Origin of the sequence: Pseudoduganella danionis, assembly GCF_009720775.1 — a bacterium.
GTDB classification, from domain to species: Bacteria; Pseudomonadota; Gammaproteobacteria; order Burkholderiales; family Burkholderiaceae_D; genus Rugamonas; species Rugamonas danionis.
Genome location: NZ_WNKW01000001.1, coordinates 52,324 through 71,427 on the forward strand (window position 1 = coordinate 52,324; position 19,104 = coordinate 71,427).

At 61.2% G+C, this 19,104-nt stretch carries 13 protein-coding genes and 1 tRNA gene; 12 read left to right on the plus strand and 2 right to left on the minus strand.

Translation table 11 applies throughout. From position 1 onward, the window contains the following. Positions 1-10: 10 nt before the first annotated feature. The 9 genes from GM655_RS00280 to GM655_RS00320 all read left to right on the plus strand — a co-directional run bounded on the left by GM655_RS00280 (position 11) and on the right by GM655_RS00320 (position 12,226). On the plus strand, positions 11-1,282 hold the full coding sequence (locus GM655_RS00280; RefSeq protein ID WP_155432663.1) for a glutamate-5-semialdehyde dehydrogenase: 1,272 nt from the start codon (positions 11-13) through the stop codon (positions 1,280-1,282). A gap of 9 nt (positions 1,283-1,291) precedes the next feature. Continuing rightward, a complete protein-coding gene (locus GM655_RS00285) occupies positions 1,292-1,708 on the plus strand; it encodes a CopD family protein (protein WP_155432664.1) in 417 nt (138 codons plus the stop codon). Positions 1,709-1,792: 84 nt separating this feature from the next. Then, on the plus strand, positions 1,793-2,995 hold the full coding sequence (locus GM655_RS00290) for a THUMP domain-containing class I SAM-dependent RNA methyltransferase (protein WP_371866666.1): 1,203 nt from the start codon (positions 1,793-1,795) through the stop codon (positions 2,993-2,995). Positions 2,996-3,004: 9 nt separating this feature from the next. Further along, positions 3,005-4,240: a multidrug effflux MFS transporter gene (locus GM655_RS00295; RefSeq protein WP_155432665.1), complete on the plus strand. Its 1,236-nt coding sequence runs from the start codon at positions 3,005-3,007 to the stop codon at positions 4,238-4,240. A 127-nt stretch (positions 4,241-4,367) separates the two neighbouring features. Continuing rightward, positions 4,368-6,515: an HDOD domain-containing protein gene (locus GM655_RS00300; protein ID WP_229632319.1), complete on the plus strand. Its 2,148-nt coding sequence runs from the start codon at positions 4,368-4,370 to the stop codon at positions 6,513-6,515. A 7-nt stretch (positions 6,516-6,522) separates the two neighbouring features. Further along, the gene (locus tag GM655_RS00305) at positions 6,523-8,784 is read left to right on the plus strand and encodes a putative bifunctional diguanylate cyclase/phosphodiesterase (RefSeq protein ID WP_155434035.1); all 2,262 of its coding nucleotides are present in this window, start codon (positions 6,523-6,525) and stop codon (positions 8,782-8,784) included. Positions 8,785-8,797: 13 nt separating this feature from the next. Next, positions 8,798-10,393, plus strand: coding sequence for an SEL1-like repeat protein (locus GM655_RS00310; RefSeq protein WP_155432666.1), 1,596 nt, complete (start codon positions 8,798-8,800; stop codon positions 10,391-10,393). 71 nt (positions 10,394-10,464) lie between these two features. After that, positions 10,465-10,641 (plus strand): hypothetical protein, encoded by a 177-nt coding sequence (locus GM655_RS00315; RefSeq protein WP_155432667.1) that lies wholly within the window; start codon positions 10,465-10,467, stop codon positions 10,639-10,641. A 127-nt stretch (positions 10,642-10,768) separates the two neighbouring features. Beyond that, entirely contained in the window at positions 10,769-12,226 is a 1,458-nt protein-coding gene (locus GM655_RS00320; protein ID WP_155432668.1) for a flagellin N-terminal helical domain-containing protein, read from the plus strand. Between the two features lie 32 nt (positions 12,227-12,258). Here the strand turns inward: GM655_RS00320 and GM655_RS00325 are convergent, their stop codons facing one another. After that, on the minus strand, positions 12,259-13,533 hold the full coding sequence (locus tag GM655_RS00325) for a M28 family peptidase (protein ID WP_155432669.1): 1,275 nt from the start codon (positions 13,531-13,533) through the stop codon (positions 12,259-12,261). Between the two features lie 212 nt (positions 13,534-13,745). Here GM655_RS00325 and GM655_RS00330 point away from each other — a divergent pair, with 212 nt between their 5' ends. Together GM655_RS00330 and GM655_RS00335 are read left to right on the plus strand one after the other, a co-directional pair. After that, a complete protein-coding gene (locus GM655_RS00330) occupies positions 13,746-14,672 on the plus strand; it encodes a Gfo/Idh/MocA family protein (RefSeq protein WP_155432670.1) in 927 nt (308 codons plus the stop codon). 77 nt (positions 14,673-14,749) lie between these two features. Next, positions 14,750-14,823: transfer RNA gene (locus tag GM655_RS00335), tRNA-Gly, on the plus strand. 23 nt (positions 14,824-14,846) lie between these two features. Here the strand turns inward: GM655_RS00335 and GM655_RS00340 are convergent. After that, entirely contained in the window at positions 14,847-16,433 is a 1,587-nt protein-coding gene (locus tag GM655_RS00340; protein ID WP_155432671.1) for a tryptophan halogenase family protein, read from the minus strand. Positions 16,434-16,674: 241 nt separating this feature from the next. Here GM655_RS00340 and GM655_RS00345 point away from each other — a divergent pair, with 241 nt between their 5' ends. After that, positions 16,675-19,089: a TonB-dependent receptor gene (locus GM655_RS00345; protein ID WP_155432672.1), complete on the plus strand. Its 2,415-nt coding sequence runs from the start codon at positions 16,675-16,677 to the stop codon at positions 19,087-19,089. Positions 19,090-19,104: the final 15 nt, after the last annotated feature.

Here is a 19,104-nt window from a genome sequence, read left to right on the forward strand (position 1 = left end):
AGCAATCACGATGGATATCAAGCACTACATGGAACAACTGGGTCAGCAGGCGCGTGCAGCATCGCGCGCCATGGCCCGCGCCGACAGCGCCACCCGCAATCACGCGCTGACGCTGATTGCCGACGCGATCGAGCGCGATGCAGCGCAACTGCGCGCTGCCAACCAGATGGATATGGACGCCGCTGCCGCCAACGGGCTGGCACCGGCCATGCTGGACCGGCTGGCTTTGTCGGACAAGGCGATAGCCACCATGGTGGAAGGCCTGCGCCAGATCGTCGCGCTGCCTGACCCTATCGGTGAAATCTCGGGCATGAAGTTCCGCCCTAGCGGCATACAGGTCGGTCAGATGCGCGTGCCGCTGGGCGTGATCGGCATCATCTACGAATCGCGTCCGAACGTGACGGTGGATGCGGCCGGGCTGTGCATCAAGAGCGGCAATGCCACCATTTTGCGCGGCGGTTCGGAAGCGATACATTGCAACCGTGCGCTGGCCAAGCTGGTCAAGGAAGGTTTGCTGGGTGCCGGTCTGCCGGCCGATGGCGTGCAGGTGGTTGACACTACTGACCGCGCGGCTGTGGGCGCGCTGATCACCATGCCGCAGTATGTGGATGTGATCGTGCCGCGCGGTGGCAAGAGCCTGATCGCGCGCCTGATGGCGGAAGCGACGGTGCCGATGATCAAGCATCTGGACGGCATCTGCCACGTGTATATCGATGCGCAGGCCGATATCGAGAAAGCGCTGAAGATAGGCTTCAACGCCAAGTGCCACCGCTACGGCACCTGCAACACCATGGAAACGCTGCTGGTGCACCGCGCCATTGCGCCTAGCGTGCTGCCGCAACTGGCGCAGCTGTACGCTACCAAGCAGGTGGAACTGCGCGCCGATGCGGAAGCGCTGGCGATCCTGCAGGCGGCTAACTACCCGCATCTGGTAGCAGCGACGGAAGAAGACTGGGCCACCGAATATCTGGCCGCCATCCTGTCGGTGAAAATCGTCGGCAGCATCGACGAGGCGATGGAGCACATCAATCACTATTCGTCGAAGCACACGGAAGCCATCATTACGGAGAACTACAGCGACGCCATGCGCTTCCTGCGCGAAGTCGATTCCTCGTCCGTGATGGTGAATGCTTCGACCCGCTTTGCCGATGGTTTCGAGTATGGTCTGGGGGCGGAAATCGGGATCTCCAACGACAAGCTGCATGCACGCGGCCCGGTCGGACTGGAAGGACTGACTTCGCTAAAATACGTGGTGTTCGGCCACGGGGAAGTACGTAACTAGGAAACGCTTATGCTCTGGTTTAAAGCGCTGCACATAATGCTTGTGATCTCGTGGATGGCAGGGGTGTTCTACCTGCCGCGCATCTTCGTCAATCTGGCGATGGAAACCAACGATGTGGCTATCCAGCGCCTGCTGACCATGGCGCGCAAGCTGTACCGCTTTTCGATGTGGATCTCCGTGTTCGCCGTCACGGCGGGCGCGATCCTGATCTACCTGCAGTACGGCTGGCAGATGCCGCACTGGCTGCACGCCAAGCTGTTCTTCGCGGCGCTGCTGATCGGCTATCACCACGCTTGCGGCCCGCTGCTGCGCAAGTTCGAGAACGGTACTAACCAGCGCAGCCACAAGTGGTTCCGCGTGTTTAACGAGCTGCCTGTATTCATGATGCTGGCCATTGTGCTGCTGGTAGTGCTCAAGCCGTTCTAAGCCTGAGCGGCAAAGTAATAAAGTAAGACAGCATAGCGCCGGCTGGGACGGCGCAGTTTTTTTCAACGGACAAAAGGTACACCTATGGCATCCTATTTTTGCCCATGCCCGCGCGGCATGGAAGCAGCACTAGCCGAAGAACTGGGCGAAATCGCCCAGCAAAGCCGCACGATGAAAGTGCACAATCAGGTTCCGGGCGGCGTGCACTGCTCGGGTGACCTGCTGGACTCCTACCGCATCAACCTGCATTCGCGCATTGCTTCGCGTGTGCTGATGCGCATGGGCGTGAGCGGCTACCAGAACGAAAACGATATCTACGATCTGGTGCTGGCCCAGCCATGGGAAGACTGGTTCACCTACGACCACACCATCCGCGTTGACGTGACGGCCGTGAAGTCGCCACTGAAAAGTCTGGAATTCACCACCCTGAAAATCAAGGACGCTATCTGCGACCGCTTCCGCGACCAGTTCAACAAGCGTCCGTCGGTGGATACCCGCGAGCCGGACATGCGCATCGTCGGCTTCCTCGACAAGACCCAGTTCATCATCTACCTCGATACTTCGGGCGAAGCGCTGTTCAAGCGCGGCTGGCGTACCGAAACGGGCGATGCTCCGCTGCGCGAAAATCTGGCTGCCGGTCTGCTGCGCGTATCGGGCTGGAAGCCGGGCGTGCCGCTGTTCGATCCTATGTGCGGTTCCGGCACCATTCTGTGCGAAGCAGCGCAGATGGTGCAGGGCGTGCCACCGGGCGCACGCCGCCGCTTCGCTTTCGAAGCCTTCAACGATTTCGATCCGGCCCCGTGGCAGGCCATGAAGGCTGCCATCAAGCCTAATCCGCTGCCGACCGAGCCGACCATTTTCGGTTCCGACATCTCGGGCGACATGGTGGCCATGACGCGCCACAATCTGCGCAGCGCCGGCATTCTGTTCGAAGTGCCGCTCAAGCAGATCGAAGCGCAGGAAGTCAAAGCGCCGACCGAACAGCCGGGCATTCTGCTGACCAACCCGCCGTATGGCGAGCGTATCGGTGTGCGCGGCGACAGCACGCTGCCGGAAGACGAACTGGCCACCAGCTTCTACGCGGCCTTCAGCTCCACGCTGAAGCAGCGCTTTGCCGGCTGGACGGTGTTCCTGTTCACGGCCGATCTGGGCCTGCCCAAGCTGCTGCGCCTGAAGGAAGCACGCAAGACGCCATTCTTCAACGGTGCGCTGGAATGTCGTCTGTTCCGCTTCGATATGGTGGCCGGTTTCAACCGCCGCGAAGCAGCCAAGCCGAAAGCGGAGTAACTCGGACCGATGTCGTTCAAGCTGCCTGCGCCCACGCGCGCCATCCCCGGCGCCACGGCGCTGGCGGCTCTGCTGGCCGCCCTGTCGATGCTGGGGCCATTCTCCATCGACGCCTATCTGCCCGCCTTCCCCGCGATACAGGCCAGCCTGCACGCCAGCGAAGTGGAAGTGCAGCAAAGTCTGGCGCTCTACCTGTTCTCGTTTGCCTGCATGGTGCTGTGGCATGGCGCGCTGTCCGATGCCTTCGGGCGGCGCCGTGTCGTCCTGATTTCGCTGCTGGCGTTCGCGCTCGGCACGGCCGGCTGCGCGATGGCGCAGAGCGTGCATGCGCTCTGGTTCTGGCGCATCGTGCAGGGCGTGTCGTCCGGTGCCGGGGTGGTGGTGGGGCGCGCCATCATCCGCGACCTGCACAATGACGCTGCCGCAGCGCGCCTGCTGTCCATGGTCACCATGATCTTTTCCATTGCGCCGGCCATAGCGCCCGTGCTGGGCGGGCTGGTGGTGACGCAGTTTGGCTGGCGCGCCATTTTCATCGGCCTGCTGGGCTACAGTCTCGCGCTGTGGGGTTATTGCTATCTGCGTCTGCCGGAAACGCTGGCGCCGGCCCAGCGTCAGCCTTTCCACCCGCGTCAGTTGCTGCGCAATTACGGCGAAATCCTGCGCTCGCCGCTATTCCATATGAAGTCCGGCATCGTGGCGCTGAACTTCGCCGGCCTGTTCGTCTACATCTCTGCGGCGCCGCTGTATCTGCCCCGTCATCTGGGGCTGGGACCGCACCAGTTTGGCTGGCTGTTCATCCCGGCCGTAAGCGGGATTTTCTGCGGCGCGCTGATGGCCAACCGCATCGCCGGCCGTATGGCTTTTTCGCGACAGATCGCGCTCGGCTTCACTGTGATGATTCTGGCTACACTAGTTAATCTGGTTTATCACTACTGGTGTCTGCCCGTGCTGCCATGGGCAGTGCTGCCGCTGTTCTTTTATACCTTCGGCATGTCGGTGGTGTCGCCGGCGGCAACCTTGCTGGCATTGGATCTGTTCCCGCACATCCGGGGAACGGTGGCATCTTGTCAATCTTTTGCCACCACGCTGCTGGGCGCCATCGTGGCCGGCGTGGTCGCACCGCTCTTATCACAGTCGGTATTCTGGCTAGCCGCAGGACAGACGGCATTTAGTATGTGTGCTCTCGTTTTGTGGTTGACGGCACGCAATTACCGGAGCATGCTTCTACGCCATCTAGGGGATTAATTATTATCGGCAGGAAATTCAAATAGTTTAACCAGAAATCTTACTGATAGTAAATTTTCACCATAGCTTTATGTTAGTATAATTTTTTAAGACAATATTTCTTCGGCCCAAACCACCGCCCGATACGATGCATCAACCTGACCAAGATATACGCAATCGACTGCTGATCGCGCGTCTGCCGGCGATGCCGCAGATACTGATCAAGCTGATCGAGCACTTGCAGGCGGATGATGCGGGCATGCCAGAACTAGCCGCCCTGATCGCCAAAGATGCGGCGATGACCAGCAAAATCCTCACTGTCGCCAACAGTTCGGCCTACCACCGCGGCAACCGCGCCGTGGGGCTGGAGCAATCACTGGTGGCGCTGGGCACGGACATGATCAAGACGCTGGTGATCAGCGAATCCGTATTCCAGACATTTAACAGTTTCCCCCATTCGGGCAGCACCGACCTGCGCGGCTTCTGGAAAGGTTCCCTGACCACGGCCGTGATCGCGCGCGAAATCGCCAAGCAGATGGAATACCCGCATGTGGAGGAAGCCTATCTGGCCGGCCTGCTGCACAACGTGGGCCGCCTCGCATTGCTGGCTACGGCGCCGAAAGAATACGCCTACAACTTCATGGCGCGCGACGATGAAGCGCTGTGTGCCGTCGAGCAGCGCACGCTGCAGATTACTCACTCGGAAGCCGGGGCCTGGCTGATCGAACGCTGGCATCTGGATTCCTTCCTGGCCGATAGCGTGCTGTATCACCACGAGCCGCTGTCGCGTCTCGAATCAGCCCATCCTCTGATTCGCGCCGTGCGGCTGGCGCATCTGCTGTGCTTCCACCGCGATGAAGACCCGGCCATCGAAGACGCCGCCCGGCTGTGCGGCCTCGATGGCGAAGTGCTCGAGCATATCAGCCTGAGCGCTGCCCGTCAGGTAGAAAAAGCGGCCACCTATCTGGGCATCGATCTGGCTGGCGCCGACGATATTCCTACCCCGGCTGCGTATGCGCCGCCGGTGGTCGATCCGGTGCAGCAGCGCCTGTCCGAAGAAGTGCGCAATATGGTGCTGGTATCGGAAATGGGCCAGACCTTCGCACGCCAGCAGGGCGAAGCGGGGCTGCTGGAATCGATCGCCCGTTCCGCGCGCATCCTGTTCGATTTCGAAAATGCCGTTGTGCTGCTGGCCGATCCTACCGGCCATGCGCTGCATGGCGTGGCGACAGGCGAACAGCAGCAGCGTCTGGCCGAATTCAGCATCCCGCTGAACAAGGGCGGCATCGTGGCCGAAGCGGCGCTGAATGCGAAACTGACTTATGTGAGCCGGCAGTCGCCTGAACTGAATGTGGCGGAAGAGCAGTTATTCCGCATGCTCGGCAGCGAGGGCATGGTGTGCCTGCCGCTGGTGACCAACCATAATTGTCTGGCCCTGCTGATAGGCGGTGCGCCGAATTGGCAGATGGCCGGCTACAGCAAGCGCGAACGCTTCTTGCAGTCGTTCGGCACGCAGGCTGCCGTGGCGCTGGAAACCGCCATCAGCGAGCGTGGCTACGCCAAGCGCCAGATCGCCCACGTGGCCGAAGAATACCGTGAAGCGTCGCGCCGCGTGGTGCATGAAGTGAATAACCCGCTGTCCATCATCAAGAACTATCTGTCGGTGCTGGACGGTAAGCTGGCCAAGCGCGAGCCGGTGGTGGGCGAGATGTCCATCCTGAATGAAGAGATCGACCGGGTCGGCCAATTGATCAATGGTCTGGCCGACCTGCAGCCTAGCGAAGCGGTGCGCGTGACGGATGTGGGGCGCGTGGTGGAAGATGTGCTGCGCCTGTTCCGCGCGACTGATTTTGTGCCGGCCTCGGTACAGATCGTGGTGCGCATGCAGGAAGAGCCGGCCGAGATCGACGGCGATGCCGACATGCTCAAACAGATTCTCGTCAACCTGATCAAGAACGCCATCGAGGCGCTGGCCGGTGGCGGCAAAATCGAAATATCCAACCGCGGCCACGTGAACCGCGAGCGCAAGCTGTATCTGGAACTGGTGGTGAGCGATACCGGCCCCGGTCTGTCGACCGAAGTGCTGGCCAATCTGTTCTCGCCGGTCCGTAGCGGCAAAGACGGTGCCCACCATGGTCTGGGCCTGTCGATAGTGCATAGTCTGGTGAAGAAGATGCAGGGCATGATTACCTGCCGCTCCGGGAAATCCGGTACTACTTTTGAAATTCTGCTGCCCGCCCGTGGCAGTACCAGCCAAGTCGCCGGCGTGAATGCGCGGGCGATGGATTCCGTGTAAGGTCATGATGAACATCAGCCCCGCCAGTCTGAATGCGGTGACTCCGGCCAATGTCACCGTCGCTAAAGATTATTGCCCGCGCCTGTTGCTGGTCGATGACGAGCCACGTTTGCTGTCGTCACTGTACGAGTTGCTGCGTGACCGCGATTACGAGCTGATTACCGCCACCAATGGCGCGGAGGCGCTGGCCCAGCTGACCCGCGTGAAATTCGATCTGATCCTGCTCGATCTGCGTCTGCCCGATATGAGCGGCCACGAGATCATGGACTTCATCAACACCCGCGGCATCGAGGGCGACATCATCGTCATGAGTGGCGATGTGGGCATCGAAGCGGCCATCGGCGCCCTCAAGCGCGGCGCCTACGATTATCTGCGCAAGCCGTATAGCCGCGAAGAGCTGCTCAAGACGGTGGAAAACGCGCTGCAGAAGCGCCGTCTGGCCAATGACAATTCGCGCATCACCTCGCAGCTGGAAAACTCGGAGCGCATGTACCGTTCGCTGGTGGACAGTTCGCCCGACATCATCTATACCCTCAACCACGAAGGCAAGATCACCTTCGTCAATGACCGCGTGCAGCAGCTGCTGGGCTTTAGCCGCGAAGAGCTGATCGGCAAGCACTACTCGGTGCTGGTGCACGAAGAAGATCTGGAGCGGGCCCGCTATGCCTTCAATGACCGCCGTGGCGAGGAGCGCGCTTCGCGCAACGTCGAGCTGCGTCTGAAGTCCAATCTTGGTAGCGGTATCGAACGTACTTTCAGTAATACGCTGATGACGATTTCGCTCAATGCCATCGGCATGCATGTGCCGGAGCAGGAAGTGAAGCAGGAAGTGTTCGGCACCTATGGCGTGGCGCGCGATATCACCGACCGTAAACGTGCCGAGGAAGTGATTTCCTATCAGGCCTACCACGACATTCTGACCGATCTGCCGAACCGCATGCTGTTCAAGGACAGGCTGGGTCTGGCCGTGATCCAGGCCAAGCGCAAGCTGACCGAACTGGCGGTGATGTTCGTTGATCTGGACCGCTTTAAACTGGTCAACGATACGCTGGGCCACGTCAAGGGCGACGAATTGCTGCAGCAGGTAGCCCAGCGCCTGAAAGACTGTCTGCGCCGCGGCGATACGCTGGCACGGCAGGGCGGCGATGAATTCACCATCGTGCTGCCGGAACTGCGCGACCGTCAGGATGCCAAGGCGATTGCCGACAAATTCCTCGAAAGCCTGCACCGTCCGTTCGACCTCGATGGCCATGAAGTGCATATCTCGGCCTCGATCGGTATCGCCATCTATCCCGGCGACGGCGAGACCATCGACGAACTGCTGCGCCATGCCGACATCGCCATGTATCAGGTCAAGGCGCTGGGCAAGAACGGCCACAGCTTCTATCACAACTCCATGCTCGATGTGTCGCACCAGAAGATCGCACTGGAGCAGAGCCTGCGCAAGGCGCTCGAGCTGAACGAACTGGAAATGTACTACCAGCCGCAGATCGATATGGCCACTGGCCGGATCATCGGTGCGGAAGGGCTGATGCGCTGGAACCATCCGCAGCGCGGCCTGCTGTCGGCCGGCGAGTTCCTGCCGTTCGCGGAAGAGAACGGCCTGATGCTGCCGATTTCGGACTGGATGCTGGGGGCGCTGTGCCGCGATATGCTGCTGTGGAACGCGGCTGGCGGCGACAATATCCGCCTGTCGCTCAACCTGTCGCCGCAATATCTGGACCGGGGCGACTTCTTCGAGAAAATGCGCGGCGCGCTGACCCGCTATGGCATTTCGCCAGCCCAGATCGAAGTCGAGATTACCGAGAATATCTGCATCCGCAATCCGCAGTACGCCATCGAACAGCTTAACAAGCTATGCCAGCTGGGTGTGTCCGTGGCCATCGACGATTTCGGCACCGGCTATTCCTCGCTGTCGTATCTGCACCGCTTCCCTATCCACACCATCAAGATCGACCAGTCCTTCGTCAAGGAGATCCACGACGAGAACGGCCACTATCCGGTGATTCTGGCGATCATCTCGATCGCCCGCGGGCTGGGCCTGCATCTGGTGGCGGAAGGGGTGGAAACGGACGTGCAGGCGCGCTATCTGCAGGCCAATGGCTGCACCACCATGCAGGGCTATCTGTACCACCGTCCGCTGTCGCTGGCCACTTTTATCGATGTGCTCAATGAGCAGAACCGTCGCAACGCACAGGCAGGTGCGCATGGTTTGCATGCAGTTCCGTCGGCGAATGCAGCGCCGCCGATGATAGCTATTCAGGCCTGAGCCATATGATGACATGACCAAATATAGTCCCAACGAAGCCGACGCGAAAAACGGCAGTACCTACACAGCCGAATTCCTGCGCGTCAAAGGACTGGCCGAACGCGGTGTCGCCAATGCCCAGCATAGTCTGGGCTTTATGTATTTTAACGGGCAGGGCGTGGTGCAGAGCTACGAGCTGGCCGTAGTGTGGTACCGCCAGGCCGCGCAGGCCGGGCTGGAACATGCGCAGTACAACCTCGGCGTGATGTACCAGAAGGGCCAGGGCGTGGCGCAGAGCTTCGAGGAAGCTGCGGCGTGGTACCGCAAGGCGGCCGAGCAGGGTTATGCTGCGGCCCAGTACAACCTCGGCTGGCTGTATGCCAAAGGTCAGGGCGTGCAGGCTGATACCCAGCAGGCCATGTACTGGTTCAGCAAGGCGGCCGAACAGGGCGACGCCGGTGCGCAGAACAATCTGGGCATGATGTACGACACCGGCAAAGGGGTGCCGCAGGACTTCCGTCAGGCCATCGCCTGGTATCGCAAGGCGGCCGAGCAAGGCTATGCACGGGCCCAGTTCAATCTGGGCCTGCGTTACGACCATGGTCAGGGTGTGCCGCAGGATGTGGGGCAGGCCATGTCGTGGTACCGCAAGGCGGCCGATCAGGGTTATGCGCCGGCCCAGTTCAATCTGGCGCTGCGCTTCGACAAGGGCGATGGCGTGGCGCAGGATAGCCAGAAAGCCATCCTGTGGTATCGCCGTGCGGCCGATCAGGATCATGCCAGCTCGCAGTTCAATCTGGGCCTGATCTACGATAACGGTCAGGGTGTGCCGCGCGATGAACAGAAGGCGCTGGACTGGTACCGCAAGGCCGCTGGTCTGGGGCATGCCGGTGCGCAGAATAATCTGGGCCTGCGTTACGAGCATGGACAGGGCGTGGCGCAGGATTTTGCGCAGGCGCAGCAGTGGTATCTGAAGGCGGCCGAGCAGGGCTTCCCGGGCGCCCAGTACCAGCTCGGTAATCTGTATGACGCCGGCCATGGCGTGCCGCAGGATCAGCAGGAAGCCGTGTTCTGGTACCGCAAGGCGGCCGATCAGGGCCATCTGCGCGCCCAGTTCGATCTGGGCCTGCGCTACGAAACGGGCGGCGGCGTACCGCGCGACGAGAAGAAAGCGCTGCACTGGTACCGCCGAGCGGCCGAGCAGGATTATGTGGCAGCCCAGTATGCGCTGGCGCTGCTGTACGATAAGGATGATGGCCCCGAGCCTAACTGCGTGCAGGCCAATGCCTGGTATGCCAAGGCGGCCGAGCAGGGCCACGTACAAGCCCAGTTCACGCTGGGGCTGCGTTTCGATAACGGCCTTGGTACGGTGCAGGATTATGCGCTGGCCTATCACTGGTATTTGAAGGCGGCAGCCCAGGGCCACGTGCGCGCGCAGTTCAATCTGGGGCTGATGTTTATGTGCGGGCAGGGCGTGCCGGCGGATGGTGCGCAGGCCTGGCTGTGGCTGGCTTTGGCCGAACGCAACGGTTTCAGTTCCGCTAGCCGCTATCTGAAAACTGTGGCCGCGACGCTCGATAGCAGCCAGTTGGCACTGGCGCGCGAACGGCTGGAATTGCTGCCGAATTAAATTGTAACATTCATAGATGTTAACATTTACTTCTTGATATTATTCAAAGCTTAATATCTCAAGGAGTTGCTATGAAATCGTTACTGGGCACCGCACTGGCACTGGCAGTTCTGTCTCTGACTGGCTGCGCCTCCATGGAAGGTTCCACCGACACCGCAGCGAGTGCGCGTGAAAAACCGCAATACGATGAGCCGATGACGGGCAGCCGCCTGCCGACTCGCCGTAGCAGCGCCAGCGGCACGAACTAAGTTCTGCAGCACTTTTCCTCCAGCAGTTATTCCCTGCTGTTTCTACCGGCGCGCTCAAGTCGCGCCGGATTTTGCCGTTATAGTAAGCGACTGCCACGAATCCGTGGTGGCGTGAAACCGAAACGGCATGCAGCTTAACACCAACCTCTCCGCACTGAATGCGCAACGTAGCCTGAATGCTGCGGGTGAGGATATGCTCGTGCGTTTCCAGAAGTTGGCCAGCGGCCAGCGCATCAACTCGGCGCGCGACGATGCCGCAGGACAGGCCATAGGCGAGCGCATGACGTCAGGCGTGAATGGCCTGCGCCGCGCGCGCCAGAATATCAACGACGGTATCTCGCTGCTGCAGGTCGCCGATGGTGCAGCCGGACAGCTACTCAACAATTTTCAGCGCATGCGCGAGCTGGCGGTGCAGGCGGCCAATGACATCAATTCGACTGTCGATAGGCAGGCCATCCAGACCGAGGTGAATGCGCTGGCGGTCTCCAACCGTGACATTGTCGACGGCGCGCGCTACAACAATACGGCTTTGCTGGACGGGACGTTTTCTACCCAACTGCAGATAGGTTCGGAAGCGGATCAGACTTTGCTGGTGGCGATCAGTGCCGCACTGGTCAAGGATGGTTACAACCGCAGCATGATCGATATGGCGCAGCAGCAGGCCTCGGCCGTCGGTACGACCGTGGTGGGCGCGCTGCGTTATGGCGATCTGGTGATCAATAACTCGGTAGTGCAGGCCTCGGTGGCGGACGCTCTGCCAGGGCAGAGCGCCGATAGTGCGTATGCCGTTGCCGCGGCGATCAACCGGTCCAATGTTACCAATGTGTCGGCCACGGCGACGGCCAGCTCCAGCGGCACGGTGGGCAGTAGTGGCGCCCTGGGCGACGGCGACCTGATCATCAACGGTGTCAGCATAGGCGCGATCAGCGGTAATACTGCAGCAGCGCGCGCGGCCAATGCGGCTGGTGCGATCAGTGCTGCGGCAGGCAGTAGCGGCGTGAGCGCCAGCGCGGTTGGCGATACCTTGACCCTGACGGCGGCGGATGGGCGTAACATCATCATCGCCGAATCGAACGCCGGTACGGCAGCTTCCTTGGGCCTGTCGCTGGGCACCACGCGCGGCAGCGTTACCGTGACCGAAGCTGCGCGCGCGGGCAGCCACTCGATGCGCATAGGCGGCACCAATCCTTCCGTAGTGGGGCTGAATGCTGGGGCGCAGGCTTCGGTGCGGGTGGGGCCGATCGACATGCAGCCGAAAGATAGTTTTATCGGCGGCGAACCGCTGCAGGATATGCTGACATTCAGCGGCGCCAGTGACGCCATGGATTATTACGATAGCAAAATCGACGAGATCACCAACATCCGTTCCCAGCTCGGTGCAATGAGCAACCGCCTGAGCGAAGCCGCCGCCAATGCCGATAATGGCGCTACCAATCTGGCTGCGGCACGTTCGCGCATAGTCGATACCGACTACGCGAGCGAAACGGCGCAGCTGACCCGCTCGCGCATCCTGCGCGCGGCCGGCACATCCATGCTGGCGCAGGCCAACACCCAGCCGCGTCGCGCGCTGCAGTTACTGCGCTAGCGGCCGCGCATTGCGGCCTGCGGGCACTTGCCTTACTTCGCGACTGGCTTGGGCTGGGCCTGTAGTGTGGCGCCTGCGAGTCGGGCCACACCTGCCAGCGTCGTCTGCGCAGCATTCAGACCGAGCAGAAAATCTTTGTCAGAATAAGTGGCATAGACGTCGGAAGGCTGGTGCCAGTTAGGGTCCCAGCCAGCGCCTATCTGCTGGCCCCGTTCGTTCTCGCGCAGCGATACGGCTGGAACCAGATCCATGAACGGTGTGGAATCCGTATTGGTCATGTGGAAGCCTACGGTGGCCGGATAATGGGTGGCGTATTTATCGTTGGCGGCACGCAGCGCCCATGCCAGCTTGGCCGAAGCGTCGGCAAATTTCGACACGCTCTGGTATTCGATATTCACATCTGCTTCCGGCCGCTGTTCGGGCGGCGAGACATACTGGGTCTGGCCTTTGGCATCGAGCACCAGCTTGCCCTGAGCATCGCGCAGCGGGATCGGCATGCCGTGGTCCCACAGCATCATGTCGTGCTGGATCATGCCGAGCCAGCGCGGTTCCGGATAGCGTCCCGAACCGGCCGGCGATTCGATGCCCTGCAAGTCCTTGCGCTGCATGGCGTAAGCGGTGGCGCCATTCAGCCCCGTCTCCTCGTTGTTCCACAGCGCGAAGCGGATCGAGCGTTCGGTCTGCACGCCGGGTGCGCTGAAGATGCGCGCCAGTTCCATGACCAGTGCCGTGCCGGAGCCGTCATCATTGGCCGCTTCGCCAAAACCGATGCCGTCCATGTGCGCGCTGACGATGTACATTTCTTCCGGATGCGTGGTGCCAATCTTGGTGCAGTAGACGTTCTCGCGCTGCGAAGTGCCCACCGGCGTAGCTTCGGCATTCAGTGCGCGCAGTTTCTCATCGGGCTGGCGCAGCGGATCGGTGTTCACGCCTATCGGTGCGCGGTTGCCGAACAGCGTGCTGCCGCCTTGACCGGGCGGGCCGCCGGCACCGCCGCTAGGCAGGCCGGCTGCACGCTTGGCTGGCGGCGCATCGGGCGCGGGCTGGGTGTACATATACTGCAGGCGTTCCACATTGCTGCAGCCGTAGGCTTTGAGCTGGGCTTCGATCCAGTCCAGCGCATCGCGGTTGCGCTGGGTACCCTGACGGCGGTCGCCGAAGCGGGTCAGGCTTTTGATGGTGGCTTTGTATTGTTCCAGTTTTAGCTGGCCGACCAGCGTGCTGACGGGATCTGCGGCTTCACTTTGGGCTTGCGCCAGCGGTGCCGCACAGGCCAGTGCCACGCTCAGGGCTATCAGGGATTTCATGGGCTTCCTTGCAGGGTTTTAAGGGGCTGTGTCATTCTGCATCAGCTTGGCCGTGCTGTGGCAGGAATACGGATAAATCCGTTGCGCTTAGCCACGCCATGCGCGCTGATATCCGATTTTGGTATGTATGTCGTGCTAAAAGTGAATGGTGCTAGCGGGCGCTTCGTCGTAGCATGGTGGCGCACAATTACCTGTTTAACGAAAGACTGAAGATGTCAGCAATAAAACTTGCGATCGTCGGCGTCGGCAAGATCGTCCACGACCAGCACCTGCCCGCGATTGCGGCAAATCCCGACTATCAGCTAGTGGCATCGGCCAGCCGCCATAACACGGTGGCTGGCTTGCCCGGCTTTGCGTCGATCGAAGCGATGCTGGCGGCCGTGCCGGAAATCGAGGCCGTGTCGCTGTGCATGCCGCCGCAGTATCGCTATCAGGCCGCGCAAGTCGCGCTGGCGGCGGGCAAGCATGTGTTTCTGGAAAAGCCGCCCGGCGCTACGCTGTCCGAAGTGGCCGATCTGGAAGCGCTGGCTGCCGCCAAGGGCGTGACACTGTTCACTAGCTGGCATTCGCGCTTTGCGCCGGCCGTACAGCCAGCCAAGGCTTACCTCGCCACCCACGCGCCTACTGCAATGGAAGTGATCTGGAAGGAAGATGTGCGCCAGTGGCATCCGAATCAGGAATGGATCTGGCAGGCGGGCGGGCTGGGCGTGTTCGATCCGGGCATCAATGCGCTGTCCATCGTTACCGAGATACTGCCGGCCGGGATCTTCCTCAACCGCGCCACGCTGGAATTCCCTGCCAACCGCGATGCGCCGATCGCGGCCGAGCTGCATTTCCAGAGCGCGGACGGCATGCCGGTGCACGCCCAGTTCGACTGGCGCCAGACCGGCAAGCAAAGCTGGGATATCGTGCTGCAGACTGGCGGCGGTGAAGTCCGCCTCAGTGACGGCGGTGCACGCCTGTGGCTCAACGGCGTCGAGCAGGCGCTGGCGAAAGAGGCAGAGTATCCGTCGCTGTACCAGCGCTTCGCCGAGCTGGTCAGGGGCGGCCGCTGCGAGGTCGATCTGGCACCGCTGCGCCACGTGGCCGATGCCTTCATGCTGGGGCGGCGCAAGGAAGTCGAGGCCTTCTTCGACTGAAATTCCGGCCGCACGGGGAGGCGCTCAGGTAGGCTAGGTTGTCAGCAGCGCCAGAACCCGCGTAAAATAACGGCTACGCGGGTGTAGTTCAATGGTAGAACGGCAGCTTCCCAAGCTTCATACGAGGGTTCGATTCCCTTCACCCGCTCCACAACCTTCCTGTTTTTGCCTCCCTTATTTCTTGCTTAGCATGTGTTCGATCAGCGCGCGGTGCGTGGGCAGATCGGCCAGCGCGTGCTGCGCTACCTGTTCTATCATGCGGAATTCTTCGCGTGCTTCATGGGCGCGGCTGAGCGTACGGGCATTGGCATACAGCGCGGTCGGATACTCCATCCCGTACAGCACATACTGCCAGCTCGAGGGCGGATACATCTCGTAATCGACCACGAAGTCCATGCGGTGCGGCGCGCGTGTGCGCCACATGGCCAGCTTGTCGCGCAGGGCGGCACTGATGCTGGCCGGATCCGTGTTCTCGATCCAGAACTGGCTGTCCTTGCGCTGGGTAAGGCAGTAGTGCAGCTTGACGAAATCGGCGATGCGCTCGTAGCGCGCGGTCATCATCTCGTTGTACAGCCGCGCTGCGGCGGCCAGTTCGCCATCATGGGGGAACAGATAGCCGAGCAGATAGGCCGCCGTTTCGATCAGGCCGATGCCGGATGCTTCCAGCGGTTCGATAAATCCGCCCGACAGGCCGACGGCCACGCAGTTGTGGACCCAGTGCTGCTTGCGATAGCCGAGGTTGAGCGTGAGCTGGCGCGGTTCCAGCCCTTGGCTGGCGGGGCCGATGTAGTCGCGCAGGACTTGTTCGGCGCGTGCCGCATCAGTATGCCGGCTCGAATACACATAGCCTATACCGCGCCGCTGCTGCAGGCCGATATCCCAGCTCCAGCCAGCTTCGTGCGCGCTGGAGATGGTGTAGGAAGGGATGGGCGCGTCAGGGCGATCGTAGGGCACCTGCATGGCCAGTGCACGGTCGACAAACAGCGTATCGCTCAGACTGTGGAATTCTGAGCCCATGGCGGCGCCTATCAGGCTGGCGCGGAAGCCCGTGCAGTCGACGTACAGGTCGGCCGTCAGGCGGCCTGCCTGCGGCGTATGGACGGCAGCAATGGCACCCTCGGCGCCCAGTTCGACCTGTTCCACCGTGGCCGCGATGTGCTGCACGCCGAGCGAGCGGGCATGGGTGGCCAGCAGGGCGGCGAATTTGCCGGCATCGAAATGGTAGGCGTAGTTGAGCGGTCCCATGAAGTCGGCATCGCTGGCGCGCTTGGGTGCGTGGCAGGCATCGGCGACAGTTTTCTGCATGGTGGCGGCGGCCGCAAAGCCTTTACCTGCAGGCGCCATGCCTTGCAGCCAGTAGGGCAGCAGCTCCGGTCCGCCGGGGCGCTGGCTGGGCAGGCTGAACGGATGGAAGTAGTGATCGTTGCCGGCGCTGCCAGGTGTGCGCACCCAGTCGTTGAAACGTATGCCCTGCTTGAAGGTGGCATCGCACTCGCGCACGAAGCGCGCTTCGTCTATGCCGATGGCGGCCAGCGTGCCGCGGATGGAAGGGAAGCTGCCTTCGCCCACGCCGATGATGCCGATGTCGGGCGATTCCACCACGGTGATGCGCACGCTCTGCTCATCGGCACCCGTGCCCAGCGTGCGCGCCAGAAAAGCGGCGGTGAGCCAGCCGGCACTGCCGCCGCCGACGATGAGGACCTGTTTGACAGGGCGGGGGGCGACACTGTGTGCCGCTGCTGCAGGGCTGCTGATGGACATGCTGGTCGGTCTCCGTAGTGAGCGTGATTTCCGGGGCGGCGGCGGTGGCCATGTCGCGGAAACAACGCTTCGAATATTTTTCGTTTGACATCTGCGATTTGAATTATGTACCATGAAAACGATTTCACAAAGACCGAAAACGGTTTCATCGAGTTTGAAAACGTTTTCATACAACATGAGATCGTAATTTACGATAAATGTAGCGACGCCCCCGTAGCGTTTGCTACGACTAAGGAGACTTATGAACGTCCACGTACCGCGCACCGGGAAGCGCCTGTCGTCCCCGATCCAGTTGGCCATCCTCGCCCTGATGGCTGGCTCCGCCCATGCTGCTGCCGATGTACCGGCTGCCGAGCAGGCTGTCGCTGACAAGAACAGCACGGCCATCACCGAGGTGTATGTCACTGCGACCAAGCGTTCCACTTCGCTGCAGAAAACTCCGGTCGCCGTGACCGCCATCAATGCCGCCGCACTCGATGACAACCACGTGCAGACCCTGCAGGATGTGGTGAATCTGGTGCCGGGCTTCGCTGCCACCGGCCAGGGCGACCATGGTGTGATCACCATGACGCTGCGCGGTATCGGTAACGATAGCGCCAAGACCGAGTACGCCGACCCTGAAGTAGCCACCTTCGTCGATGGCGTGTACTCGCCACGGCCGGAAGGCGCGACTGCGCTGCTGTTCGATCTGGAAGCGATCGAAGTGCTGCGCGGCCCGCAAGGCACGCTGTGGGGCCGTAACTCCACTGTCGGCGCCGTCAACATGCAGACCGTGAAGCCGGAAATCGGCAGCAAGGCCGGCAACTTTGAAGCTGGCTACGGCAACTACGGCCGCCTTGGTGCGCGTGGTGCCGTCAACATTCCGATCAGCGATACGCTGGCCATGCGCGTGGCTGTGGTACACGAGCAGCACGACGGTTATGTGAGCTATCAGCGCGCGCCGAATGTGCCGCTGGCAGCCCAGCACGCGGCAGCCGACCCTGTCATCGCGGCATGGAACAAGGCCAATCCTGGTAATCCTATCGGCTTCCAGCCTATCAACCCGAATCAGTTCGTCAGCAATGCGCCCAAGTACAGCGCACAGGATCAGAGCGCTGCCCGCCTGAGCGTATTGTGGCAGCCATCGGCCGACCTGAAATGGAACATCGCCTACGAACACTATATGGATCGCGGTACGCCGAGCATGAACCTGATGCAAACGCCGCGCGCCGGTCAGGACTTCTGGTCCGCGCTGATTGATACGGCGCCTAGCGTCAACCGTGATTCGCATTCGGTACGCAGCCGCATCGATTACAACATCAACAAGGACATCAGCCTCGCCTACATCGCCGGCTATTCGCGCTTCAACGGTTCCTCGACCTTCGATCAGGACGGCGGCGCCAATATCCCGACCAGCTTCACCACGGGCGGCAACTTCCAGGCCAATAACACGGTCTGGTCCAAGTACAAGAACTACAGCCACGAAGTGGAAATCCAGTCGACCGGCAAGCGCGATGTGGACTGGCTGCTGGGTCTGTACTACGCCAACGAAGACAACGGTATCCGCTTCGACATTCCTATCATGAACGGTACCGAGCATGGCACCGTGGGCTGGCAGGGTTCCTTCATCCAGCCGAAAGAAACCGTGGATTCCAAAGCCGTGTTCGGTCAGGCCACGTGGAATGCCAGCGATGCGCTGCATGTTACGGGCGGCCTGCGCTATACCTCGGACGAGCGCAAGAACATCGGCGGTACCAACAATGGCTGGAGCGATCTGACGGCGCCGCAAGTGCCGGTGAATCCTTCGATGAATCCGCTGGCGCCCGGCTCGGGCTTCTCGACTTATCAGCGGAATGACGGCAGCTTCAGTGATCACAAGCTGACCGGTCTGGTGCGCGTGGGCTACGACATCGACAAGAACAATATGATTTACGCCAGCGTATCGACCGGCTACAAGTCGGGCGGTCTGCAGGATGGCGGCAAACCATACGGTTCCGAGACGCTGACCAACTACGAGATCGGCTCCAAGAGCACCTTCCTCGGCGGTGCAGTACGCATGAATAACTCGGCCTACTACGAGAAGTTCAAAGGCTTCCAGTTCAGCGCACCGGTCACCAATCCCGATGGTACGCGCGGTCTGGCGACCAGCAATGCGGAAGGCGCCAAAGTCTGGGGTCTGGAAACGGAGATCGCGGCCAAGATCACGCCGGATGACCGTATCCAACTGACGGCGGCCTACACCAACGCCACCCTCAAGCACCTGATCGGCGGTAGTAACGACTATACACTACCGGCTTGCCCGGTACCCGGCATCAGCACCTGCCTCGACGTGACGGGCAATACCATGCCGCACTCGCCGAAGTTTGCGGCGCAGGTGATGTACCAGCACCGTATCGCGCTGGCCGATGGCACGCTGACGCCGCGCATCAGCGCCCACTACGAAACCGCTAGCTGGCTGAGCGTGTTCAATCTGGGTGAGCCGGACAAGCAGAAATCGTACACCCGCACGGATCTGGGTCTGCGCTATGACGCCCATTCGAGTTGGTACTTCGATGCCTATGTGCGTAACGTAGAAGATGCCAAGATCAAGACCAGCGCCATGAACGCCAACGGTCCTTGGCAGGCGCAATATCTGCCGCCGCGCACCTTCGGCATCAACGTCGGCAAGACTTTCTAAAGTAGTACTTCTCCC

Bases quoted from the DNA above. Each gene is read 5' to 3' on its own strand.
- GM655_RS00305 (WP_155434035.1), top strand. From the start codon at position 6,523: ATGAACATCAGCCCCGCCAGTCTGAATGCGGTGACTCCGGCCAATGTC.
- GM655_RS00310 (WP_155432666.1), top strand. From the start codon at position 8,798: ATGACCAAATATAGTCCCAACGAAGCCGACGCGAAAAACGGCAGTACC.
- GM655_RS00295 (WP_155432665.1), top strand. From the start codon at position 3,005: ATGTCGTTCAAGCTGCCTGCGCCCACGCGCGCCATCCCCGGCGCCACG.
- GM655_RS00290 (WP_371866666.1), top strand. From the start codon at position 1,793: ATGGCATCCTATTTTTGCCCATGCCCGCGCGGCATGGAAGCAGCACTA.
- GM655_RS00285 (WP_155432664.1), top strand. From the start codon at position 1,292: ATGCTCTGGTTTAAAGCGCTGCACATAATGCTTGTGATCTCGTGGATG.
- GM655_RS00320 (WP_155432668.1), top strand. From the start codon at position 10,769: ATGCAGCTTAACACCAACCTCTCCGCACTGAATGCGCAACGTAGCCTG.
- GM655_RS00315 (WP_155432667.1), top strand. From the start codon at position 10,465: ATGAAATCGTTACTGGGCACCGCACTGGCACTGGCAGTTCTGTCTCTG.
- GM655_RS00340 (WP_155432671.1), bottom strand. From the start codon at position 16,433: ATGTCCATCAGCAGCCCTGCAGCAGCGGCACACAGTGTCGCCCCCCGC.
- GM655_RS00280 (WP_155432663.1), top strand. From the start codon at position 11: ATGGATATCAAGCACTACATGGAACAACTGGGTCAGCAGGCGCGTGCA.
- GM655_RS00330 (WP_155432670.1), top strand. From the start codon at position 13,746: ATGTCAGCAATAAAACTTGCGATCGTCGGCGTCGGCAAGATCGTCCAC.
- GM655_RS00345 (WP_155432672.1), top strand. From the start codon at position 16,675: ATGAACGTCCACGTACCGCGCACCGGGAAGCGCCTGTCGTCCCCGATC.
- GM655_RS00300 (WP_229632319.1), top strand. From the start codon at position 4,368: ATGCATCAACCTGACCAAGATATACGCAATCGACTGCTGATCGCGCGT.
- GM655_RS00325 (WP_155432669.1), bottom strand. From the start codon at position 13,533: ATGAAATCCCTGATAGCCCTGAGCGTGGCACTGGCCTGTGCGGCACCG.